The sequence below is a fragment of the Paenibacillus sp. UNC217MF genome (genome assembly GCF_000686865.1).
Lineage (GTDB): Bacteria > Bacillota > Bacilli > Paenibacillales > Paenibacillaceae > Paenibacillus_B > Paenibacillus_B suaedae.
In genome coordinates this window covers 518,390-542,696 of the sequence record NZ_KK366027.1, presented here as the reverse complement: position 1 = coordinate 542,696, position 24,307 = coordinate 518,390, and the positions used below count along the sequence as shown (strand labels likewise).

The following is a 24,307-nucleotide window of genomic DNA, read 5'->3' as shown; positions in this document are numbered from 1 at the left end:
TTTGTAAACATGTCAAATTCGTTTGAGAATGCACGAATATATATCCTGTACCGCAAATTTCGACTGTGTATAGTTAAGACAATCATATTTATGAGCTTTGGATTAGAACCAAATATATGTATAGCCGAAAGTATAAACATGGATATTCGTTATGTATCATCCAAATCCTGAAAAGCATTGACCGAATGAACGATTCAATAGAATTAACCCATAAAATGGGGACTGTTATGGATTACCCATGACAGTCTTTTCATTACCTAAGGGGAGGGAAGTCGATGAAGGATCAAAGTATGTCCCATATGCAAACAAGCCCTGAGGTAGTTACCTTTGGGGAATCGATGGCACTCATGCTGCCTATGGGAAATAAAGGAATCGAATACAGCCATACGTTGGAATGCACCTTCGGTGGGGCCGAAACCAACGTAGCCATCGGTTTGGCTAGGCTTGGCATTCGTGTCGGATGGTTCTCTCAACTAGGTGAAGATCCGCTGGCGACGATGATGATCAAAGCATTGCGGGGCGAAGGCGTTGATGTCTCACGCGTGAAGTGCACAACTGCTGCTTCAACGGGTCTCATGATGCGTGAGGTAATAGCCGGACAATCCTCCGTTTATTATTTTCGGCGAAATTCGGCTGCGAGTCTAATGTCGCCTGCTATGCTGGATGAGGCGTACATAGCAGGTGCTCGCATTTTGCATGTAACCGGCATTACGATGGCAATAAGCGAAACGGCATGTCAAGCAGTTATTGAGGCTGTGCGTCTTGCACGCAAGCATGGCGTTAAAGTCAGCTTTGATCCAAATCTGCGCCTGAAGCTCTGGAGCGTGGAGAAGGCTCGGCAATTCATTCTGCCTCTAGCGGCGGAAGCAGACTATTTCCTGCCAGGGCTTGATGAATTGAAGCTGCTCTATGGAATTAACGACGAAAGTGCTTTGTTCGCGAAGCTGCATGAGCTTGGCAACGTATGCGTCGTCAAGGGCGGAGATTATGAAAACGTTTTATTACAGGGCGGAAAGGAAGCTAGAATTCCTTATTTTGCTGCTGATCACGTAGTAGACACCGTTGGTGCTGGCGATGCCTTCTGTGCCGGCTTCCTTAGCGGTTTACTAAGAAATAAATCCCTTGAGGAATCTGTTCGCATCGGAAATCTGCTTGGATCTATGGTGATCCAGACGGAAGGCGATTGGCAGGGTCTCCCAACAATGGCACAGGTAGAAGCGAAGCTTAGTAGAAAAGTGCATGTTGAACGTTAAATCCAATGAATCTATCTATAAATGAAAGGCAGGAGAGGAAATTGAAGAAACTGAGCATTATTAATCGGATTCATGAAGAAGGAGTTGTAGCGGTATTACGGGGAGAGAATTGGCAGCAGGTGGTGCGACTATCCGAGGAAGCCATTGCTGGCGGCATTAAGGTGATTGAGATTACGATGACGGTTCCGCATGCGCTTAAGGCGATCGAAGAGCTTGCCAACCGTTATTCATGGAATCATCCTGATTCAGCTCAGAATGCGATAATTGGCGTCGGTACGGTGCTCGATCCTGAAACGGCACGCCAAGCAATGCTAAGCGGCGCTGAATTTGTAGTGAGCCCTACGTTGAATCCAGATACAATTAAGCTGTGCAATCGTTATCGCGTTCCAATCATGCCGGGCGTTATGACCATTCACGATATCCAAAGCGCTCTAGATTTAGGAGTGGATGTCGTAAAGCTGTTCCCGGGAAGTCAATTCGGGCAAGGGATGATCAAGGATATCAAAGGCCCATTGCCTCACGCGAATGTAATGCCGACCGGCGGAGTGAATGTAGAGAACTTGGGTGACTGGATCAAAGCAGGTGCATTTGCAGTAGGAATTGGTTCGGATCTTACGAAGGAAGCCATTGAAACAGGCAATTATACACTCGTTCGTGCCAAGGCTGATCAGTATGTGAAGGCATATAAGCAAGCGCGCAACTAAAATAATTTTATGAAGCGTTCTCTTTATAGACTCAGAGAACGCTTGTTTTTTATCAAGTGCATGAGCTGAGAAAAGTAAAATTCGTTTCAAAATGAACGTTTTTAGTTCTTATTTGCGACTTTCGTTCTTATTACAATGACACTATAGAACAAGACGTATTTTCTCAGAGGAGGAATAAGAAATGAAAGGTAAGAAATCACTAGGAATTAGCGCTAGAGAGACACTAGCTGGCTATATGTTTGTAGCCCCCTTAATGATCGGATTAATGGTCCTAACACTTATTCCTGTTGTGTGCTCTCTATTGCTGAGCTTTACGGAGTGGAATTTCGTAGCGGGATATGGCGCTATTAAATTCGTAGGCTTTGATAATTTTATTCGTTTGTTCCAAGACGATGTGTTTATACAAAGCTTATTGAACAACTTGGTCTTTATCATAACGGTTCCGATAACCTTGATCTTATCGCTGTTGCTGTCGATTCTCATTGACAAACATGTTTATTTCAAAGATGGATTTAAGGTTGTTTATTTCTTGCCTTATATCTCTAGTGTCGTTGCCGTCGCAATGGTATGGCAGGTTCTTTTCCATCCATCATTAGGTCCGGTAAATCAGCTGTTAATGTCATTTGGCATTGAGAATCCACCTAAATGGTTGGCAGATATCGATTATGCATTGCCTTCCCTCATGATGATTCAAGTTTGGATTATGCTTGGCTATAACATTATTATTTACATTGCTGCGCTGCAGTCCATTCCGAAGGATCTGTATGAAGCGGCGGATATCGATGGCGCAGGAACATGGGTGAAATTTCGTCAAATCACAGTGCCAAATGTTTCACCAACGACCTTCTTCTTGCTAGTAACAGGAATCATCGGTTCCTTCAAGGTGTTCGATCTCATTCAAGTATTAACGCAAGGCGGACCTGCGAATTCAACAAATGTAATCGTTTACGATTTGTATGACACTGCATTCAATCAGTTGAAAACAGGCTATGCCTCTTCGATGGCGCTCATATTGTTCCTCATTTGTTTATTCATAACAGCCGGACAATGGATTGCCCAGAAGAAATGGGTTAACTACTAGAAGAGATCTAGAACGGAGGAATAATATCCATGAAAAAAATTTCGGTTTCAAAGATCATTTTCACAATGATTATGGCTGCTATAGGACTTCTATTCCTGCTTCCTTTCATATGGATGTTATCGACATCATTCAAGCCTGAGGCGGATGTCTTTACATTCCCAATTGAATGGATTCCGAGAAACTGGAATGCGCTTGAGAACTATGCGGAAGTGTGGACAGGGAGCTTCGTCAAATATTATGCAAACTCGATTTATGTAACAGTGGCAACCACTGTGCTCAATGTATCGGTGTGCGCACTTGCGGCTTATGGGTTTTCCAAAATCCAGTTCAGAGGAAGAGATACGATGTTTCTTCTCGTCCTCGCGCTTTATATGGTTCCACCTCAAGCTTCATTAGTTCCGCAGTTCCTGCTCTTCCGTTCCTTACATTTGTTTGATTCTCATCTTGGTCTTATCTTGCTGAACGGATTTAGCGTAATTGGAGCTTTCATGCTTAGACAATTCTTTATGAGTGTCAGCAACGAATATATCGAATCAGCCAAAATAGACGGAGCTGGACATGCGCGAAGCTTCTTCCAAATCGCGTTGCCGCTTATTCGTCCAGCCATCGCAACCTATGCGATCCTCAGATTTATTTGGACATGGAACGACTATCAGTATCCGCTGATTTTCTTGAAAAGCAAAGAGTTGTTTACCATTCAGCTTGGGATCAGATTGTTCGGTGACCAATATGGAGATACGTATTCCTTGATGATGGCTGGTGCTGTGTCAGCAATCTTGCCGCTGGTCATTATCTTTATCATCGGGCAGAAGCAAGTGATTGAGGGGATTGCGCTCGGAGGCGTTAAGGGATAGAAATGTTTAAAAGGATAGAAGCACTACAATTAGATAGATAGTTAATTAGAAGAAATGAACCATTGCGTTCATTTCTTTTGTCTTACGGGGGGAGTATCCGGTCAAAATCGTCTGAGAAAGGTCAAAATATGAAATTGGTCGGTCATATGAAAATAGATATATTTATTAATAAAAGCGTTTTCAACGAGTGTTTTATTCTTATCATCTATGACTATTACCTGTCCTGAGCTAGTTGCATATTAGAAAGGTGGGTTGATATGGGTTTTACAAGACGAAAACCAACAGTGATCATATGGTTTACAGCCGTAATACTAATTGTACTTGCTGTATTCATGATAATTTTAACTAACAAAAAAGCTGCATTGCCTGAGAATTGGTTGTTTACAGTGGATGGATACGCTGTGACAGATGAAGAATATCTATTTTATATCAGCGAGCAGAGAGCGGTAACAGTAGATTATTTCTACAGAACCTATGGTGCGCAAGTAGATGAAGGTTTCTGGACACGTCAATACGGCGAAAATCAGGAAACACCATCTGAGTATGCCAAAAAATCCGCGATGACTGCATTGCTAAGAGTTAAACAGGAGCAAATGATTGCTGACGAGCGGGATATTGCCCCATACAAAAGTTTTGATGAGCTAAAGTCCGACATGGAAGACGAAAACAAGAAGCGGGCTGAGATGGAGGATACAGGGGATACCTACTACGGTTTGCCTCAGTTAGATCTATATCAATACATGCAATATGTAAGTGGCGCCCGTTGGCCGGAGTTGGTTGAAACCCAGATCAAAAAAACGAAAATGAGCGATGCTGAGTTACAAGACGAATATGCTTCAAGGAGCGCAGAATATGTTCTCACTGCTGATGAATTAACAGCCATGTTCGCAACATCTGGACAAGCGATGGAAGAGAAAGTACTAAATCGATTAGATATATCCAAGGATGATACTGAATCTCTACACTTCTGGGAGTCATTGGCGGCCGCTTCTGTAGGTGAGACGGTAATCGGTAAATATATGGGTGAGGATGTCATCGCCACATTAATGACAAAGCCGGAAATAACCAACCTTACACTGGAAAAAGTGAAAGATTCCATGATATACGGGCGGGCTGAATTTGACTTGCGGGCGTTGATTACATCTAGAGCTGATAAGACGAAGATTGTGTATAACGGCAATCAATTCAATGAATTAGAAGTGAAATAGGTTACATTCTATTCTTACGTTTATATAAATCTGAATCTATTTTGGTTCTCATAGGTTCAGATTTATATAAATATCAATTCATAGAAAAGGAGATTGCCAGATGAGACGATCCAAATGGATGCAAAAAACTTTATCGATTGTTACGGCAGCAACTTTGACATTCTCAGGTCTGACTGGTTTATTGCCTGTACCTGACGTTTCGGCTGCAGAGAGAGTGGTTGAATCTTTTGACTCTGTTGCACTGGAACTGACACAAGCGACGGATCATGCAGGCAGAGTGAACCTTACTTACAAAGGTGCACCATTAAGCAATCTGATTAAAGGGCCGGTTATCGATGCGTTCAGCTATGATTCAAGCAATTCGAACTTACTAACGGTTGATGATAACGGAAACGTTACATTAGCTAATGGTTATACATTTGCGGATTCGGGTGATCCAGGCATCCCAGTGACGATCACAGCCACGACGAGTTATTATCATGACTCAGATGTGTTATTCATGGAGGACTTCGAGAACAACAATGGTCCGCTGACCTCAACGAGTAAACTTGGTTCATCATTTACACTGTCTGCTGCCCAGTCCCGCTCTGGTTTGAAAGCGATTACACCATCAAGTGCAACGAATACGGAGAATGTAAGCCAAGACGTGGCTCTGCCCGCCGGAAGCAACTATAAAATGACGGCATGGTATTACGACCCGTATCCGGATGAAGAGAAGACAGCGACTGCAAGAACCCATTTTGCGATTTTGGATGGTAAAAACGCCACCTTCGCCGGGACATTCTATCAAAGTCCACAGGTTGACGTTATTCATAACCCGACAAAATATACATGGGCATTTGCACCATTATCAGCCGGTTCAGCAGCGAAACGTTGGAAAGACAGCGGGGTTGAACGCTCCACAGGCTGGCATAAATTTGAGTGGCTCATTACACCGAATGGTGCGACTTTGCAAATTGACGGAATTCCAATTCCTGATTCAGCAAAGTACGATATTTACAAAGGCATGAAGAGCGGTACAACCATTCAGCCTAAAATCGCTGGAGGGTGGAATAATCAATCAGGCAACATCTCTTATGTTAATAATAAACATCTTATCGACGACTTTTATGTTGTAAAAGACGTCACTCCAGTAACGGGTACTAGAACATTAACATTGAAGTTAACACCTTCAGGTGGAGTGTCAGATTTGGAAATTATCACTCAACCAGTAGCGGCAAAAGTTAACCTAGGCGAGACAGCAACATTTAGCGTTACGACATCAGCCGCTGCTGCATCATACCAATGGTATGTATCTAACGACGAAACAGGGTTAAACGGGGCGGAAGTCGTCGGAGCCAATGATGCGGTATTAATGCTGACAAATGTTGACTCAGCTTCACAGCAAGGAAAGTTCTATTATTGCCTAGTGACTTCGGCAGAGGGAGCTGTTGTAAAATCTCAATCTGCACCGTTGTTGATTCAGACAAATACACAGGTGAATGCGCCAATTAACCCGACGCTTGACCCGAACACGGGTATTTATACAGGCGGTTCCAATTACGGGGATACCCTTGTAACACTGTTCAAAGATGATGAACCCGTTGGTTATTATTTATCTAAAAATGGGGGGCCCGACCAGCTTAACAATCATGAAAGACATCATGTTCTGCCATATGCGAGGGCATTGGGAGCGGGTAATTACACCGTTTCAGCTATCGTCATGAATACAGAAATGAACATAAGTGAAGAAGTTACAGCTAAGGGAATATTAACGATCGAGAACTTATCTACAGCGGTAAATGGTAGATGGAACGGTTCCTATGCTACTTGGGATAGCGTTGCTCATGCATCTGCGTATTCGGTTCAGCTCTTCAGTAACGGAATTGCAAAAGGAAGTCCCGTCGCAGCAACAAGTAATGATGTAGCTTTGTCCCCGAGCTCCCATGATACGTTTAAAGTCAGAGCGATAGGCAGCGCAACGACACGCTTCCTGGATTCTGATGAATCAGGGGAGAGTGCAGCATATTCATCAAACATTGCGCTAGTACGCCAAAGTGAAACTTTACAGGCAGGAGAGCGCCAGCGGCTAATCGTTGATACTGCCGATAGGTTCGTAGCTGATAACATTAGCTTCACCCCAGCAGAGAAAGACAAAGATAAGATCGAAGTTGATGCTGCTGGATTCGTAACAGTTAAGAAAGGCTATGTTCCAACAGAGAACGAAGTCGTAACCGTGAATGCGAGCGTTGATTACATCAATAAGGCTGACACGATGTTCTACGATGGATTTGAAGGGGATAAGAAGTTTACGACTGGTGAGAACGGGTACGTCCAAAGTGACGTGATGTCCCGCACTGGAGTAAAGGCTGCGACAACGAGTGGCGCTGGCCAGGTGGCTACTGTCCCAGGAACCTATAATTACGCCCCTAAAGCCGGCAAGACAACAATCGTCACTGCCTGGTACTACGACGATGGTGGGGTATCATCCGGTGATCACGCGGTATTTGGCTTTACTCCGTCCGCGAATGAACATATCACCATAAATTATGGGAATGCGGATGGCAACTGGGCGGCGAACCAGACCAACTACGCAGTTAGAATCGGATCGACGGGAAGGTTCTATCCAGTCGATGTAAAGCGCAGCAAAGGCTGGCATAAATTCCAATGGTTCGTTACATCAACGGGAACAACCTATAAAATTGATGGACAAGTAATAAAGAGACAAATGGCAGATGGGAGCGCATTTAATACTAATGTAGCGAACAATGTTCTTAAGATTGATGCGTTGCAACTTGCTACGAACTGGGGCAATAAAGCCGGAACGATGAGAGATATACAGAACAAGCATTTTATCGATGACGTATATGTCATGGATAGTGCAGTAACAGCCCAAACAGCAACAGCATCTGTTACATTAAAACTCTTACCTAAAGTGTACACTCACTCCGAAGACAGCACTTATGTGCTTGGTTTGGAAGATTATAAAATTATCGTCAATCCTGATTTAGCGGATCTAGCTGGTGTGAAAATCGGTAATGCAACCTTAGAACAAGCTGTGGATTATACGGTTAGCGGCAATGTATTAACGATTAACAAACAAGCATTTGTAAGAAACAACATTTCACCAGGAAAATATACCGTTAGACTCGACCTGAACCCTGCTGAAATTACTTTCGAGTTGAACATTGCATCTCGTGAAGTCCGGGATTATTATTTCTCCAATAATGGTGATGATCATGCCGATGGACGTACACCAAAGACAGCATGGAAATCCATTTCCAAAATAAATGAAAACGTATTCCTTCCAGGCTCAACCATCTATTTGGATGCACACAGCGTATGGAATGAACAAATCAGACTGCGCGGCAATGGTGAAGAAGGAAATCCGATTACACTTACTAAATATAATACGACCGATCCTAACCAACGACCTATTATTAATGGTGGGGGAACAGCGTCAAGCCCATCAGGTATTACTGTAAACGGAACAATTGAGTTGTACGACGTCAATTATTGGGTAGTCAGCGGAATTGAAGTAACGAACATCGGCACTACAGCTGGCGACGGCCGCTCCGGTATTGCAGTGATGTCCCGTATATCCAAGCTGGGACAAGGTCAATTTAACATTCAAGATTATGCGGATGCTCGCATGCAAGGAATTGTCATTCGAGATAACTATGTTCATGATGTGAATGGATTGCACCAAGCGAATGGAGCCAGTAAGATATCCGGGGGCATCATTATTAATGGTTATGTAGATGTACTGGTTGAAGGCAATAAGACCCTTCGTTGTGATAATGAAGGCATTCGCAACAATGCTTATGGGCCAAACAACCCGGGGACTAACAACACGGGCCTCACTTGGAGCAGCTCAAGCTATCCTTGGGCATCTAACGCTGTGTTTAGAAACAACTGGGTTTCTAGTTCGGTTGGAGATGGCATTGTCCTGTCCGGCGGGAACAATTCCCTTGTAGAACGAAATGTCGTTACGGACAGTGGATACAGCTATTTAAGCGATAAGAGCGGTAAACTGGTACCGAACTGGGGTTCAAATAATACAACACCAACATATCTTGGTTCACAGAACTATGCCGCAGCTTGGATTATGGCAAGTAAAGGCACGATCTTCCGCTACAATGAAGCTGTAGATAACCCTTATCATGCAAGTAATGACGGTATGGCTTGGGATATCGACAATTATTGTCAGGACAATGTGTATGAATATAACTACAGCCGGAACAACTATGGCGGTTGGTACTTGCAGATGAATGCTGCCAAGGGCAACATCGTTCGCTATAACATTAGCGTGAACGACGGTCGTAGCCCGGACTTTAACAAGAGTTATAACAGTCTTGTATTACTTGCGGGAGGTTCTTCAACAAGCGAAGAATTAAGCGGATTATTCTATAACAATATCATCATCTCTCCATTGAAAAATAACAGTTCGTTAGTGTTTGACCCAGCGGCCTCCAACCTGCATATCTACTTCCAAAATAACATATTTGCTTACACTGGTGCTAACAGCAGCGTTGGTCTGAAAGGCGGCGGAACATCCGCTCCATTTAAAGCCGGACGGTTTACGAACAACATTGTCTATCCAGCTAATCTTTTTGGAAGTATGAACGCAGGCGGGGGCGGATATTTAGGTGCAGGTGTAACAACAGCTGCCAACCGCTACGTAACGGAAAATGAACTATATTCCATATTGAAAGATTATAAGATTGCACCGGAACATTGGATTGCCAGCAGTGGAACCGTTGATGCTAATCTTGATTACAGCGTGATGGACGGATTCCGAATTGCCGATGGCGACAACATAGCCTATGGCTCAGGTATCAATGTAATAAGCCCGTATGTTGATCGTGCGAACGCTCTGCCTCATATGACAGAGAGAACGGACTTCTTCGGCAATCCACTTGGCGACAGGACGCCTTCGATCGGCGTACACAACCCTTATGTGGTAACTTTTGATTCCAATGGTGGCAGTGAAGTTACGAAGAAGTTCGCTGATATAGGGGGGACAATTACCGAGCCAACAGCACCAACCAAAGCTAAAAGTAAATTCGGTGGCTGGTACAGAGATGCAGAATTAACCAATGCGTGGAATTTCGCTACTGATATGGTTACAAGCGATATCGTATTATATGCGAAGTGGCTTGGAGATAAAGAACTTACTGTAGAGGAAGATCTATTGGGTTTGGAAGTCCCTAAAGGCGCTATGATGAATCAAAAAACGGTTACGGCCTCTGTGTATGATGAGGCAACTGGCAATTAATTGACGTTACTGTCAGCATGGACGAATTCATAGGGAAGCAGGATTTTATCTCCTGCTTCCCTTAGATTGTGGAGATATCCTCGTTAATTGGACAATCTGCGGATTACTTGGGATCCGAGGTATAGTGCCTATAACCATGGCGATCAACATGATCGACATCATGATCTACTTTTTTAATAAAGAAGTAAAAATAATCTTACCTCAGTAAAAATTGTCTGCTTTGAATGGATTTTAATCATGTTACGATTATACCGACATTAGGAAGTTTACTTTCGACATCATCATATGAGGAGGGTCTACATGAAAAAGATAATTCAAACTGTATTAGCAGCATCACTAGCTTTATCGCTAACTGCTTGCGGCAGCAACAATTCCTCTGATTCTTCATCAACCCCAGCAGCAGATGGCACTTCTGCAGGGAAAGTAACATTGAAGCTGAGCACTTGGCAAACAGATGCGAAGGCGCAATGGAGCAAAATCATACCAGAATTCGAGAAGGCGAATCCAGACATCAAAGTAGAGCTTGATCTCCTAAACGAAAAAGGCGATTCGGTTGCATCTATGCAAAAACTTGATTTGATGGCTGCATCAGATGATCAATTGGATATTATCGAAATGCCGTATACAAACTACTCGCAGCGTGCTTCGATTGGTCTGTTGGAACCACTTGATAGCTACATCGAAAAAGAAGGCTATAAGTACGGTGACGAATACCTAGTAGATACTCATGTGGATGGGAAAATTTTTGCGCTTCCTTCCTCCCTGCAGCGTTGGTTCGTTCTGTTAAACAAAGACATGCTGGACGCAGCACAATTGCCGGTTCCACAAGATTGGACTTGGGCTGATTTCGAAGATTATGCTAAAAAGCTCACAAAAGGTGAAGGCGCTTCCAAAGTGTATGGTGCATACCTCCATAACTGGCCAGACCTTTACAACTTGCAGTTAAAGAGTAAAGAAATCGATAACAATTTCTTGAAAGCGGACGGAACCTCCAATGCGACGGAGCCACTCCTTACATCCAGCTTGAAAATGCTGAAAACGATGATGTACACAGATAAAACAGCAAATCCATACGAAGACATTATTTCTCAAAAGCTGCATTATCGTACACAGTTCTTTAACGGTGCAGCAGTGATGGTACCAATCGGCGACTGGATGGTTGCTGAATCGGGCGGTACGGATGCAATTCCTGCAACCTTCCATGCAGCGTTTGCTCCCATTCCTAAGCTGGAAGGTACAGCAGAGCATTATTCCCCAGTACAACCTACTTACATGGGGGTTGCTGCGAAGTCCAAAAACAAAGAAGCAGCATACAAATTCGTTAGATGGTATACAACTGAGGGCTTGGAGATTGGCGGTCGCGTATTCTCCGGTTGGGCTAAATCGGATTCTGACAAGTTGACAGAGAAAATCGTCAGCACTTCGAAGGATCCTTCCAAGGTAGATATGGAATCCTTGAAATATACCATGAAAAACACGAAGCCTGGTCAAGCACCAGTTCCGGTTCCTTACGTTGGTGAGGTCGAGAAAGCCGCCATTGCAGAGGTTGAATTGTACTTGTTAGATAAACAAGATATCGCTAAGACAATTGAAAATATGGACAAGAAGATCACAGATGTAATCAATAGTAACAAAAAATAGAAAATGTGATCTTGTTGCTTGACCGAAATTAAATCAAATCATTATATATAGGTAACAGGGGAAATGAGATAATCGTTTCCCTGTTCCTATTCTACAAGGATGAACGTTTGAGGGTTCCATTATGAAAATAGATCGATATTCACTTCGAACAAAACTGGTTATTGCGGCATTGATGTGTTTTATGATCCCACTTATTGTGAACTACTTTCTAACTACGTATGTAACCAAAGATATTGTGCTGCAAAAAGCGGTTTCTAGCACGCAGGATACGTTAATATTAGTTGATTCCAATGTATCCGGTACTGTTGAACAGATGCTATCTTTGTCGAATATCATTTTAATGAATAATGAAATCAATAAACATGTAACTCTTAGCAAGGAGCAGTTTGCCAGAGGTAATAACGCAGGTCAGCAGTTAGAATTCATGCGTTTGATTTCTAATCTGGATGATCTGTTTGCCCAGAATTCAGATATGTACATCACTGTGTTGGGTTTAAATGGGTTTGCGTATACGAATTATTCTTTTAGTGATTTTAACCCAAATTTCTTTCATGGAAAAATTGAATTCAAGGAACTGGATAAGCTTGCTGCTTTCTCAACGGCATGGATTGGTTTACAAGATAATTACTACGGCAATTTCGAAGCGAAGCAGAAGTCACCGAAGTTACTTACCATCGCTCGTACGATGAAAAACTCAAGTGGTCATTCGCTGGGCTATGTGATTGTCAGCGTGAACGAAAGTAAGATTCAACGTCAGCTAAACAGCTATTCGGAACAGAAAATAATACTGATGGATGAATCAGGAGCGATCTTATCTCAGTCTCAGTCGGAATCCATAAACATCGGACAACAATTTCGATACACTGATTATGCAATTAACGAGAATACGCTCGTCTATAACAATGAAAAGTATATCTATGTTTCAGAGCCCGTAGCTGGAACCAAATGGTCTTTACTCAGTCTAGTTCCCTATTCTTCGGCAGTGGGCCCTAACAACCAGATATTAGTAACCAGCTTCATAATGCAGTTTCTATTCTTTACAGGGTTCTGCATTCTTCTGATGATTCTGATCTCGGCGATCACTAAGCCAATCACGAAGTTAAGTAAATTTGTTGCCAAGGTCAATATGGGGCAATTAAATATCCGTTCGGGGATTAGAGGACAGCATGAGGTAGGCCAACTTGGCAAATCGATTGACCAAATGCTGGATCGAATCGAGATGATGATCGAACAGATTACGCTTGAACAGACACAGAAGCGCAAAGCAGAGCTTGAGATGCTTCAAGCACAAATTAATCCGCATTTCATGTTCAATCTGTTGAATTCGATTCGCTTAAACATTCTGATTCGCGGCGATCAAGAGAATGCGAAGTTAATCGGTTCGTTATCTTCATTGCTGCGGATGACCATTAATCGGGATAATGAATGGATATTGCTCCGCGACGAGGTCGAGACCATTCAGCATTATATACGTCTGATGAACTTCAGGCATGCAAATCAGGTTCAGTTAATCGAGAAAATTGCCGTGGGTAGTGACCACGTCTTCGTTCCTCGATTTATGCTCCAACCGATTATCGAAAACGCTATCATTCATGGATTTCATCAGTATGGCGGCCAAATTGAAATCGAATCGCATACGGTTAATGTGGAGGAAGAAAGCCGCCTCTTGATTAAGGTTCATGATAATGGCGTCGGAATGACACCAGAACGATTACAAGAATTGATAACCAAACTTGAGAATGGGCAGGGAGATGCTGCGCCTAACAAATCAGGCTTCTCTGGCATTGGCGTGACGAATGTTTATCAGCGATTGAAATTAATATATGGCGAAAAGTTTCTGATGCGGATTAACAGTGAAGTTGATGTAGGAACTACAATTACGCTTCAATTACCCCAAGTAAACCGTGAAGTGGAGTGAAGCTACATGTTTACAGCGATTGTAGTAGATGATGATTACCCTGTTCTTCAATATTTGTCTCAAGCCGTCAAATGGAACCAGCTTCACATCGAATTGCTCGGTACGTATTCCAATGGATTAGAAGCGTTGGAAGCGATTCGGATGTGCGAGCGATTGCCAGATATCGTGATTACGGATATTGGCATGCCGAAAATGAATGGACTCGAACTGATTGCGGAGTATAGCTCAATTAACCCTGACTTTGCGGCGATTATTATATCCTGCCATGATGAATTTCATTACGCTCAACAAGCACTTAAGCTGAATGTGCAGGACTATATACTGAAGGAAAGCTTGGAAGTGGAGCAATTAGAGCAGATATTAAAGAAGATAACACATCGATTAGGCTCCAAACAGGATCAATTGGCTGAATTTCAACATTACAAGCAACTTGGCAAAATGAATCAGACTGCTGTCAGAAACAAGTTTTTGAAGGATACCCTGTATCAAAATTCCTGGTCGAAGCATGCTTGGATTGAAAAGGCAGGAATAAACGGTATTAATCTTCAATCAAAACAGTACGTCACCATGATCCTCTCTGTAGATCGGTTGAATGAGATGACTCGTGTGCACAGATTGAATGATCATACGATTATTTTTGCGGTGGAGAATGTGCTTCAGGAGATTTTGAGCGATAAAGGGAATTTCGTTATTTTTAACTACAATAGTCGCGACTTGGTTGTTCTCTATTTAACGGATGATCCGAGTGTTGAGCAGTCCTATGTGTATCACATGATGCAGACCTGCATTACAAACATCAAACAGTACTTAAAAATCCATGTATCCGGCTTCATTGGTCGAACGGTAAGCAAACCCAAAGAAATTCAAGATGCTCTGCTTCCTATGCTGCAGGAGTTGGAGCATCGATTTTACAGTGCAGAATCCAGCGTGAGTACATGGTCCAAGCAGGAATTCAGCAAAATTGATATGTATCAAGAGTATGCAAAGTATTATTCCATCATTAGCGAGCATATAGCTGCTAAGAATCAATCCGGACTCGTGGTGACGATAAGAGATTGGTCGAATTGGGTGAGATCCTCTCATTTTCATCCTGATTATGTAAAGGAATGGGTGCTGCAATTACTTTTGGATTTACATATGAAAATAAAAGTTACGCTTCATTTTCAAAGCGAGTTTTCCGATGAGAAGCTCTATTTAACCATAAGCCAAATCGTAACCTTGTCGCATTTATCGGAGTGGTTCCTAGACTACTTATTGCGTATGGCTGCTAAGTTAAGCGAGATTACGATATCCTCACGTCCGGAAGTGATTAAGGCGCAGCAATATGTCATTCAGCATGTGTCGGAGCGGATAACGCTGGAGGAAATGGCCAGCTATTTGAATCTCAATTCGAGTTATTTCAGTCGGCTGTTTAAGCGAGAGTTGAATATCAATTTTATTGAGTATGTGAATCGAGTTAAACTTCAGAAGGCCAAGGAGCTTCTGCTGCAATCGAACAAAACGGTGGAGGAAATCTCAGATTTGCTCGGTTATTCGAACAAAAGTTATTTTATTAAACTATTTAAGCGTGATGTAGGAACAACACCAAGAGAGTTTGTCTCGTGGGACAGATCACAAAGGATGATGGAAACAGTTTAGAACCAAACAGCACCTCATTTAGTCGATTGACCATACATGCAATTATCAGCATACCTACAAAGTTTTTTCTGATAGGAGAGTAGAGTTCATGTGGCGTAAAGCAATTGAAGATGCACAGGCTAAAATAGCAAATAATCTACGGAATCATCCAGAATTGCTTCCTCATATTACAGGAGACAAGTGCTATGAATGGGGAGAGAACAACGATTGGATCGAGGGTTTCTATATCGGTATGATATGGCTTGCTTATGAATATACGCAAGATTCTTATTATAAAGAAGCAGCAGAAAAATTCTTGGAGAACTTTACGTATCGTTTAGATCATCATGTGGATTTGGATCATCATGACATCGGCTTTCTCTATTCTCTGTCCGCCGTTGCCCAATATCGCATAACAAGGAGTGAAGAAGCAAGGCAGGTAGCCTTGCAGGCAGCACGAGTGCTTGCTAATCGCTGGCGTCCGAAGATGGGTATTATTCAAGCATGGGGCACAGAAGGAGATCCTGAGAACGGCGGCAGAATCATCATCGATTGCATGCTGAATCTTCCTTTATTGTTCTTTGCCTATGAGCAGACAGGTGAACAGGAATACTATGATATTGCGTATAAACATGCACGCAAGAGCTTGCGTTTCCTAGTTAGAGGTGATTCCTCTTCCTACCATACCTTCTATTTCGACCAGGAGAATGGCAATGCTCTGCGTGGAGGCACGCATCAGGGCTATCAGGATGGCTCAACCTGGACACGAGGACAAGCTTGGGGTGTCTATGGCTTTGCGCTTGCTTATCGATATACGCAAGATCCTGACTTCCTTGCTGCCTCTAAGCGTATGGCGAAATATTTTATCGATCATCTGCCAGAGGATCATGTTGCTTATTGGGACTTTGACGTTACTGTTGAAGCGTCAACCCCTCGTGACAGCTCTGCTTCTGCAATCGTTGCCTGCGGCTTGATTGAGCTTATCGGCATGCTTGATGTGGAAGATCCAGATCATGAGTATTTCACCAATTCACTGCATGAACAGATGGAGTCACTTGTTGCGAACTTTTCAACAATGAATATGCCAGATGCAGAAGGTTTACTGCAGCATGGCTCTTATCACGTAAGAGGAGATCGTGGGCCGGATGATTATATGATATGGGGAGATTATTATTATCTTGAGGCTTTGGTTCGTCTGCAATGCGGAATTAGAAGCTACTGGTAATGTAAATGAACTGTTCATCACAAGTACTGAGCTGTAACCATAGACAAAGCACTTTAAATAATTCAGCGGCAGTTTTAGACTTGATAATCCAGTCAAAGGCTACCGCTGATTTTTATGATATCGCAGGAAGGGGAGATTCAAATGAACTTCGTCACAAGCTACATAAGAACGCTGTGTCATTAGGATTTCTCTTTTTCAAGAAATACTGATCTATTGACGACTAAATACGATTATGATTAATATGAATGGATTAAAATATATTCATTCATTTCATGAAGTGCTTACTGAATTTTATAATGAGGAACTTGATGGGCTTGTTTTCGTTCGTCCAAACATGAATGAAATAAAAAATTATTCATTCGTGTTTATTGAGAAACTCCAATAGCGGCTGGGAATTATTCCATTCCAAAGGATTTAAGGATACGAATATTTCAGATATTGCAAAAATGGCAGGAATAGCGGTAGGTACTTTTTATAACTACTATCCCTCGAAAGAGAGATTGTTCTTTGAGATTTATATGAATGAAAACGAAAAATTCAAAAAGCGGATTATCGAATCCTTCGACATGAATCAAGATCCCGTAACGATAGTGAGACAAATCGTGGAGCAGAACATTAGTGCTGCCAACTCGAGTAATATCTTAAAAGAGTGGTATAACCATGATCTCTTCCGGGAATTGGAACACTACTATGAAGAAATGAAAGGGGAAGATGATTCCATTCGCAGCCTTTATACTGGACTATTCAGAAAATGGAAAGAAGACGGAAAAATACGAGATGATATAGATGAAGAACTTTTGCCGGCCTTTTTGGATTCGTTAGCCTATATCGATGCACACAAGGAAGAGATTGGGCTTCGTCATTTTCCACAATTGATACAGTATCTAGCAGAGTTTATCATGAAAGGCTTGACGGAATCTCCAACGTTAAAATAAAGAAAGACACGTTAAGGCAGTAGGCAGCGGCCATACAAATTTTATAGGGTAATGCTGAAAGGAAACTAAAATAGAATGAAAAAAACGTGGGAGATTAAAGATCCGTATGCAAGCACGGATTTGTTAATAAAGGGAAGCAGTATTAAAGAAGCTATAGTGAATGAAAACATAAACGTGATTCTTTCATTTTTTGTCGAGGATTGTGATTCTCTTTCCGTAACAGAATGGGGGCTATCTTACTGCGATAAGAGAAACATGGTATTGTTGAAAGTTCTGTATGTTTCAATAAAGGGTGATCAAAAAATGGAGCTGCACATCGAGGCAGAACCAAAAGATATCTTTGGCATCGATACGTAAACGCCTTCATTTATGAGTTGGGACTAGGTTAACATGCAAAATGGATTCGACCACAGTCAAGTGTTTGTATCCGTTATCGTTCAAAGGATGGTGTTCCCACAAGCTTCGGAAATGGGTTTGGAGCTGTTGGAAGTCGCAGATGTGATAGGACCTTATCCAGAAGTCAGTAATAGTTTACATAATGTAATTATGGTAAACATATGGAATGGGGTGATTCAGTTGAAGTGTAGACAGGAAACCCATGACGCGATCTATGCTTTTTTCAATAAATTGACCTCATCTGGAATTTCATCGGCTATCGCGAATGCCCTTTAATTTCGGGTTGGATCTGCTCAGTTTCAATTAGATACGCCATCTAGCTCCGTATGGGGTTTTTAGGTAGAATAGGAAGTAGAAAATACTGGAAGGAGTGACTTATCAATGCTAAACAAGGTGGTTGTAAATTAGCTCCATTTGTAGAAATTATGAATATTTTGAAGGAAGGTGCTTAAAGGGATTGCAAACTAAAGTAAATATCATGACTCATAACGATGCTGTTTCAATCGGAGATAGCTATTTACTTCCAGTAGTAACCGAGTTGTTCGGATTAGAAGGCTATGAAATTAAGCTTATTCCGGCACATGACGGAGGGCGGAATGTCGTATATACCTGTGAGAAAGAGGGAGCTGACGCTAAAATTCTCAGAATCGCCTTCTTACCTGACAGGAAGCGGGGAGATTTCCTGGCCGAAGTGGAGTATATCCGATATTTATTTGAGCATGGCGGAAATGTCTCGAATGTAGTCTGCTCCCAAAAGGGGAATCTGCTGGAAGAGATCACGCATAAAAATCATACCTTCTATATCTGCCTGTTCGAAAAGGCCAAGGGAAAATTGCTTGTGGAAAATCATTATCGGTACCGGGAAGGGGTTCCTCTCTCCGAATACTTTTATAACTGTGGTAAAACCCTGGGGAAACTGCATCACATATCGAAAGAGTATACTCCTGTCCATCGCAGGTATAGCTTTTTTGACAAATATAATGTCGAATATATCAATAAACTGATACCCGACTCCCTCTCTCTTCTTAAGAAGAAGCTGGTAGAGCTCCTTCATACCTTAGAAGGATTGGACAGAAGCCATGAGTCTTTCGGTATGAACCATTTTGATTACAACGATGGGAATTATTCGATAGATTTTGATAACGGGCAAATAACCGTATATGATTTCGATAACTCTTGTTACTGTTGGTACATGTTTGACTTGGCAGGTCTCTGGATAAGCGGGGTGGGCTGGGTACAATTTGAACCAGATGCTGCTAAACGTAAAACGTTTATGGATAATTATTTTGAAATAGTCCTCGAGGGATACAGATCCGAGACCCAGATCGAAGATTCGATGATGGATCAGTTACCTTTATTTATTCAGGTGTGTGACATGGAAAATATCGTCGACTACTTCGAGGTGATGCAGAACAGCGGTGAGGAGCCAAGGAGTGACGAGGTAATGTCGTATCTCATAAAATGTATGGAAGAGGATATCCCGTATAAGGGCTTTTTCCATGACATTTACTCATGTGAAGAACCCTTTGAGTATGAGGAACGGAATATTTAATAGAAACTATTCCGCCCGATTGAATCCTTTCATGATCAGCCATATAGCCAATACCAATTGTTGAAAAGCAATCGGCACGTTCAGTATCATGTAGGTTGTGTCCAGTCCGATGAAGCGAATCATAAATAATAGACTTGCCAATATTGATAGTGTTGAGCCAATAAAACCCAAAAATGACAACCAAAGGGGAATGATTTTGCTTTGGATGAATATGCAGGTAAACAAGAACATAGCTAAAACAAATGTCAGTGTTGTTGCTACATGGTTCACTATATCCCGACCGTTCCGCAACAATTCACCCAAGGTGTGGAAATAGGATACATTCAGAGCATCAACCTTTGCAAATTCTTGACTTACTGTCAATAACAGCAGAAGAATGATAACACCAATCATAATGAACACACCTGAAATGATGCCAAAGCCAACAGAGCCTAGAGCAAGACCTTTATTATGCTTGCTTAACATCGGATACAGCAAAATCGGAACCCCAACATAGGCAGCAACCATTAATAATTGAGAAAACGCTCCTATCAGTACCTGACCTTCATTTTTAGAAGCGTTGACCAGATAGTCTGCTCCATCAATAACAGGCACAACACTACATATCCCTGCCACTAAACCGACTATGAATAACAACCCAATCATTACAGCAGACTTTCTACTTGAATGGATACTCTTCCTCTGCATAATGAACCTCCTTATCATATCTATCGTGGGGGCTACTATCAAAATACTCCGAGTCGCTAACTGACATGACAGGGCTCGGGAAGAATTGCTAATAAAGTTGAATCAATCAAGTTGAAACGTGGATTGAACCAAGTTCGATGATGTGACTCATGAAAATGAGAACCTTATGGCAAATGTATTTTTTAATTTATATGGTTAGGGGAGAGATGGAATGAGTTCTTTGATCCTCGGCTTTCAGGAAATGGAGTAAACACAGATGCAAAATGGTTTCGACCACATTTAAGTGTATTTATCCATCATCGTTCAAACAATGGTATACCCACAAGTCTCGGGGATTTTGTTCACCGCTGTGGGGTTTCAAGCACCCCATCGACAACCGATAAGACCATCGTTTCGGAGTTGATTACGCGTTGTCAAAAATCGATTGAATCGTTGAAACATCGCATCCGAACGAAATCAGGATCCGATTTTTTATTTGATTTTATGCTAGAAGATAGATATCCAGGAATTAAAGAAGATATTATTCGGCTCACAGAGTTTAGGTGGTAACCGCTATGGATGCTTCAACATAGATCAATAAAAACATATACGAGTGGCTAGATGAAAAAAAGAAGCAGATCTGCTTTCTCAATCTGTACCTAACACAATTACTTCGAATGGGTCCGGATTGCTGGATGTCACAGATGTAATCCGTCCTTATCCAAAAGTTATTTATGGTTTACATAATATAATTTTGGTTAACTTCTGGGGGGGTGGACTGATGCAGTTGAAGGGTAGACAGGAGACCCAAAACGCGATCTATGCTTTTCTCAATAAATACGGAATGCGATGTGCCGGAGAGATCGATATTACCAGAACGCGTTGGAGTGAAGAACCAGCTACATTTGTCCCGTTGAGCCTTGGTAACATCAAAAACTTTGAGCCTTATGCTAACCAGCGGAAGTTTGAGCAAGGGCTGCAAAAAGCTTTTGTAAAAGAACAAGAGTTATTAGAACGAGAACGAAGATCTATTATTTCACTTTCGAAGAGCTTAACGAGTACGCACAAATAAACGGGATGACTACATCATCAGCAAACGAAATGATGGGTACAACGATTATAAAAACAAACTCCGCCATGTGCCATCTTGAACATGGAAGAAGCTGATCTGACTTTACGGAGCCTAGTTGGCCACCATTGCAAAAATGGACAGCGAATTCACCTGCATGGAACAGAGAGGTATGTCGAATTATTGTAATCTTTTCTTGTGCCTGTGATGTTTCTACCTATTAAACACGATCCGCAAAAAGTGCTCAACAGAAAGAGGAGAGCAATAGTACTCGGCTAACGATAAAAGCGAAGCAGCAAATACATGGTAAACATCGCACCAACAAGGGCTTCTCATCTGTGATTAAAAGAGTATTGAGGCCATTTTTTCGTGTTAATCGCGTTTTTATTTTATATTCCCAAGTTCTTGACAAGAAGATGAGGATATTACTGATACATAACTCTCCGCCTCATTGAGGCGCAAGTAAGAAAACGGAAGCTATATAAAATGTTGTATATATTTAATGAGAAATGGAGAATTTAATCCAGTGGGGAACATATAGGGAATGTTTTTACACATGCTTACTGAATTGGCGATGTTAATCAGACCGAGTACTTGAAAATATTGATGAAACTTTAAGCCCTTTTTTAATTAAGTTTAAATGCCGTTGATTATATCCTGCCTACTGGCAAGTCATCTCTAAGGAGGATTCATGCCAATACAACCTACGTATCCGGGAGTCTATGTTGAGGAAATCCCCAGTGGGGTACATCCTATTGTTGGAGTTAGTACATCGATAGCGGCCTTTGTTGACTTTTTCCCTCGTGGACCTGTCAACAAGGCAACGCAAATAACCAGTTTTGGTGATTTTCAGCGTATTTTTGGAGGGTTGGATAAGCGTAGTGAAGCCAGCTATGCAATTCAGCAGTTTTATCTCAATGGCGGGCAACTTGCTTGGGTTATCCGTGTTAACAGCGAAAAAATGAAAATGGCTCCGGCAACTTTTACGTTGGGAAGCACATTGAACGTTACTGCAGCTAGTCCGGGGACGTGGGCCGGTGATTCGACCAACCACCTCTCAAATAAGGTGCAGGTAGCAATCGACAATAATACCCCTGATCCTACTAGTCAGTTTAATCTCGCAGTGCGTGAAGTTGCAACCGTGAATGGGAAACCGAAAGTAGTCAATAGTGAAATTTATCGAAATTTAACCATGACTAAAAATACTCCGCGTTACGCGGTTGATGTCGTTAATGCGGCCTCAACTCTCATTCAGCTGACGGATCTTAATACCGGTACAGGCACTGCGACAATGCCATCGCCCACAAGCACAACAATTAAAGATGTTATTACATCAAGCGTTCTTACTGATCCCGTGAGCGATGCGTATAAATCCCTTGACGGTGGCAAAGATGGGAACCTGTTCGACAGCGAGGGTCAATTGAAGCCCGATCAATTTACGATCTTCAGCGAGGCGTTAATCGGTCATGAGACAGAGAAAACGGGTATGTATGCGTTAGATAACATAGCGCCATTTCATTTCAATATTCTCTGTATACCAGCCACGGCCAATCTCGAAACCAAAGACTACCTCGCGACTTATGTTGAAGTAATTAAATATTGTGAGGACAAGCGCGCCGTTGTGCTTGTGGACATTCCGACCACCATCGATACGGTTGATAAGCTGACAAATAATTTTTTGAAAACACTGGACAGTTTGCGAATCAATCCCAATGCCACAACCTATTTCCCACGGCTGCATATTCCTGATGTACTCAACGAAAATCGCCCGCGTAATGTTGGACCAAGCGGCACGCTTGCGGGGATATACGCGCGGACTGATGCCACGCGGGGTGTCTGGAAAGCTCCAGCAGGAACTGAAGCAACGTTGGTAGGAGTGGATTTGCCTATCAAGTTGAATGATCAGGTTAATGGAAATCTGAATTCGCTCGGGATAAATGTATTGCGTAATTTCCCCATTTACAGCACGGTGAGTTGGGGGGCCCGAACGCTTGACGGAGCGGATATAAAAGCTAGCGAATGGAAGTATATCTCAGTAAGGCGTACTGCGCTTTTTATCGAACAGAGTCTCTATGAAGGTCTGAAGTGGGTCGTGTTTGAGCCTAATGCGGAGCCCCTCTGGGCGCAAATTAGGCTCAACGTAGGCTCTTTTATGCAAAATCTTTTTAGACAGGGTGCATTTCAGGGACAAAGTCGAAAAGATGCCTATTTAGTCAAATGTGACTCGGAGACCACTACGCAAAACGACATCAACAACGGGATTGTCAACATCGTTGTAGGCTTTGCCCCGCTAAAACCCGCGGAGTTTGTTATCATTCAGTTGCAACAGATGGCCGGTCAAATTCAAGTCTGAGAGAGGATGGAGACGAGATGGCACAATTTTCTGCCAATCCCCAGCGGTTCGATCCATATAAAAACTTTAAGTTTCGTGTAAAGTGGGACGGGAAATATGTCGCTGGTATAAGCAAGGTCGGAGCCCTTAAACGTACAACCGAGGTGATCAAGCACCGAGAGGGTGGAGATCCAAGCAGCAGCCGCAAATCACCGGGAAGAACTGAATATGAAGCCATTATCTTGGAACGCGGAGTGACCCATGATCCCGAGTTTGAGCGTTGGGCAAGCAAGGTGTGGAACTACGGTGCCGGCTTGGGGAGCGAAGTTTCACTCAAGGATTTTCGCAAAGATTTGATTATTGAGCTTTATAACGAAAGCGGTCAACTTGCACTCTCCTATAATGTTTTTCGCTGCTGGGTATCAGAATTCCAAGCCCTACCTGATTTGGACGGCAACGCTAATGCAGTTGCGATCCAACATATCAAGCTTGAAAACGAGGGCTGGGAGCGCGATATAAGCGTAACCGAGCCGGTTGAAGTCAGTTTTGACTTGGCCTAGATATGAAGGGTTTAAGGGAACATGAAATCCTGCAGATCT

At 42.4% G+C, this 24,307-nt stretch carries 16 protein-coding genes and 2 pseudogenes; 17 read left to right on the top strand and 1 reads right to left on the bottom strand.

The window, feature by feature from the left end; genetic code table 11:
• Positions 1-275 precede the first annotated feature (275 nt).
• The 14 genes and pseudogenes from BP95_RS0118450 (at position 276) to BP95_RS0118385 (ending at position 19,641) form a co-directional block, all read left to right on the top strand.
• A complete protein-coding gene (locus BP95_RS0118450) occupies positions 276-1,253 on the top strand; it encodes a sugar kinase (protein ID WP_051614134.1) in 978 nt (325 codons plus the stop codon).
• A gap of 41 nt (positions 1,254-1,294) precedes the next feature.
• Positions 1,295-1,957 (top strand): bifunctional 2-keto-4-hydroxyglutarate aldolase/2-keto-3-deoxy-6-phosphogluconate aldolase, encoded by a 663-nt coding sequence (locus BP95_RS0118445; protein ID WP_028532956.1) that lies wholly within the window; start codon positions 1,295-1,297, stop codon positions 1,955-1,957.
• Positions 1,958-2,138: 181 nt separating this feature from the next.
• Complete coding sequence (locus BP95_RS0118440) at positions 2,139-3,038, top strand: carbohydrate ABC transporter permease (RefSeq protein ID WP_021255543.1); 900 nt, start codon at positions 2,139-2,141, stop codon at positions 3,036-3,038.
• A gap of 29 nt (positions 3,039-3,067) precedes the next feature.
• Positions 3,068-3,892 carry a carbohydrate ABC transporter permease gene (locus BP95_RS0118435; protein WP_021255544.1) on the top strand — a complete coding sequence of 275 codons (825 nt, stop codon included), beginning with the start codon at positions 3,068-3,070 and terminating at the stop codon, positions 3,890-3,892.
• 257 nt (positions 3,893-4,149) lie between these two features.
• Positions 4,150-5,100 carry a hypothetical protein gene (locus BP95_RS0118430; protein ID WP_028532955.1) on the top strand — a complete coding sequence of 317 codons (951 nt, stop codon included), beginning with the start codon at positions 4,150-4,152 and terminating at the stop codon, positions 5,098-5,100.
• Positions 5,101-5,200: 100 nt separating this feature from the next.
• The gene (locus BP95_RS0118425; RefSeq protein WP_028532954.1) at positions 5,201-10,357 is read left to right on the top strand and encodes an InlB B-repeat-containing protein; all 5,157 of its coding nucleotides are present in this window, start codon (positions 5,201-5,203) and stop codon (positions 10,355-10,357) included.
• A gap of 300 nt (positions 10,358-10,657) precedes the next feature.
• The gene (locus BP95_RS0118420; RefSeq protein ID WP_028532953.1) at positions 10,658-11,998 is read left to right on the top strand and encodes an ABC transporter substrate-binding protein; all 1,341 of its coding nucleotides are present in this window, start codon (positions 10,658-10,660) and stop codon (positions 11,996-11,998) included.
• 121 nt (positions 11,999-12,119) lie between these two features.
• A complete protein-coding gene (locus BP95_RS0118415) occupies positions 12,120-13,916 on the top strand; it encodes a sensor histidine kinase (protein WP_028532952.1) in 1,797 nt (598 codons plus the stop codon).
• Positions 13,917-13,922: 6 nt separating this feature from the next.
• A complete protein-coding gene (locus BP95_RS0118410; RefSeq protein WP_028532951.1) occupies positions 13,923-15,554 on the top strand; it encodes a response regulator transcription factor in 1,632 nt (543 codons plus the stop codon).
• Positions 15,555-15,642: 88 nt separating this feature from the next.
• Entirely contained in the window at positions 15,643-16,758 is a 1,116-nt protein-coding gene (locus BP95_RS0118405) for a glycoside hydrolase family 88 protein (protein ID WP_028532950.1), read from the top strand.
• A gap of 446 nt (positions 16,759-17,204) precedes the next feature.
• Positions 17,205-17,693 carry a TetR/AcrR family transcriptional regulator gene (locus BP95_RS0118400; protein ID WP_231515141.1) on the top strand — a complete coding sequence of 163 codons (489 nt, stop codon included), beginning with the start codon at positions 17,205-17,207 and terminating at the stop codon, positions 17,691-17,693.
• Between the two features lie 75 nt (positions 17,694-17,768).
• On the top strand, positions 17,769-18,050 hold the full coding sequence (locus tag BP95_RS0118395; RefSeq protein WP_028532948.1) for a hypothetical protein: 282 nt from the start codon (positions 17,769-17,771) through the stop codon (positions 18,048-18,050).
• A 33-nt stretch (positions 18,051-18,083) separates the two neighbouring features.
• Positions 18,084-18,158, top strand: a pseudogene (locus tag BP95_RS34045) (hypothetical protein); the annotation flags it as partial.
• Positions 18,159-18,567: 409 nt separating this feature from the next.
• Entirely contained in the window at positions 18,568-19,641 is a 1,074-nt protein-coding gene (locus BP95_RS0118385) for a phosphotransferase enzyme family protein (RefSeq protein WP_081819947.1), read from the top strand.
• A gap of 6 nt (positions 19,642-19,647) precedes the next feature.
• Here the strand turns inward: BP95_RS0118385 and BP95_RS0118380 are convergent, their stop codons facing one another.
• The gene (locus tag BP95_RS0118380) at positions 19,648-20,328 is read right to left on the bottom strand and encodes a DUF4386 domain-containing protein (protein ID WP_028532945.1); all 681 of its coding nucleotides are present in this window, start codon (positions 20,326-20,328) and stop codon (positions 19,648-19,650) included.
• A 378-nt stretch (positions 20,329-20,706) separates the two neighbouring features.
• Here BP95_RS0118380 and BP95_RS34040 point away from each other — a divergent pair.
• The 3 genes and pseudogenes from BP95_RS34040 to BP95_RS0118365 all read left to right on the top strand — a co-directional run.
• Positions 20,707-21,325, top strand: a pseudogene (locus tag BP95_RS34040) (phosphoenolpyruvate synthase); the annotation flags it as partial.
• 742 nt (positions 21,326-22,067) lie between these two features.
• Positions 22,068-23,729, top strand: a complete 1,662-nt coding sequence (locus BP95_RS0118370; RefSeq protein WP_028532943.1) for a phage tail sheath family protein — start codon at positions 22,068-22,070, stop codon at positions 23,727-23,729.
• Positions 23,730-23,746: 17 nt separating this feature from the next.
• Positions 23,747-24,268, top strand: a complete 522-nt coding sequence (locus BP95_RS0118365) for a phage tail protein (protein ID WP_021260932.1) — start codon at positions 23,747-23,749, stop codon at positions 24,266-24,268.
• Positions 24,269-24,307: the final 39 nt, after the last annotated feature.

Coding starts and splice junctions, on each gene's coding strand:
- BP95_RS0118415 (WP_028532952.1), top strand. CDS start 12,120: ATGAAAATAGATCGATATTCACTTCGAACAAAACTGGTTATTGCGGCA.
- BP95_RS0118435 (WP_021255544.1), top strand. CDS start 3,068: ATGAAAAAAATTTCGGTTTCAAAGATCATTTTCACAATGATTATGGCT.
- BP95_RS0118365 (WP_021260932.1), top strand. CDS start 23,747: ATGGCACAATTTTCTGCCAATCCCCAGCGGTTCGATCCATATAAAAAC.
- BP95_RS0118450 (WP_051614134.1), top strand. CDS start 276: ATGAAGGATCAAAGTATGTCCCATATGCAAACAAGCCCTGAGGTAGTT.
- BP95_RS0118385 (WP_081819947.1), top strand. CDS start 18,568: ATGACTCATAACGATGCTGTTTCAATCGGAGATAGCTATTTACTTCCA.
- BP95_RS0118420 (WP_028532953.1), top strand. CDS start 10,658: ATGAAAAAGATAATTCAAACTGTATTAGCAGCATCACTAGCTTTATCG.
- BP95_RS0118425 (WP_028532954.1), top strand. CDS start 5,201: ATGAGACGATCCAAATGGATGCAAAAAACTTTATCGATTGTTACGGCA.
- BP95_RS0118430 (WP_028532955.1), top strand. CDS start 4,150: ATGGGTTTTACAAGACGAAAACCAACAGTGATCATATGGTTTACAGCC.
- BP95_RS0118380 (WP_028532945.1), bottom strand. CDS start 20,328: ATGCAGAGGAAGAGTATCCATTCAAGTAGAAAGTCTGCTGTAATGATT.
- BP95_RS0118410 (WP_028532951.1), top strand. CDS start 13,923: ATGTTTACAGCGATTGTAGTAGATGATGATTACCCTGTTCTTCAATAT.
- BP95_RS0118400 (WP_231515141.1), top strand. CDS start 17,205: ATGGCAGGAATAGCGGTAGGTACTTTTTATAACTACTATCCCTCGAAA.
- BP95_RS0118405 (WP_028532950.1), top strand. CDS start 15,643: ATGTGGCGTAAAGCAATTGAAGATGCACAGGCTAAAATAGCAAATAAT.
- BP95_RS0118370 (WP_028532943.1), top strand. CDS start 22,068: ATGCCAATACAACCTACGTATCCGGGAGTCTATGTTGAGGAAATCCCC.
- BP95_RS0118440 (WP_021255543.1), top strand. CDS start 2,139: ATGAAAGGTAAGAAATCACTAGGAATTAGCGCTAGAGAGACACTAGCT.
- BP95_RS0118395 (WP_028532948.1), top strand. CDS start 17,769: ATGAAAAAAACGTGGGAGATTAAAGATCCGTATGCAAGCACGGATTTG.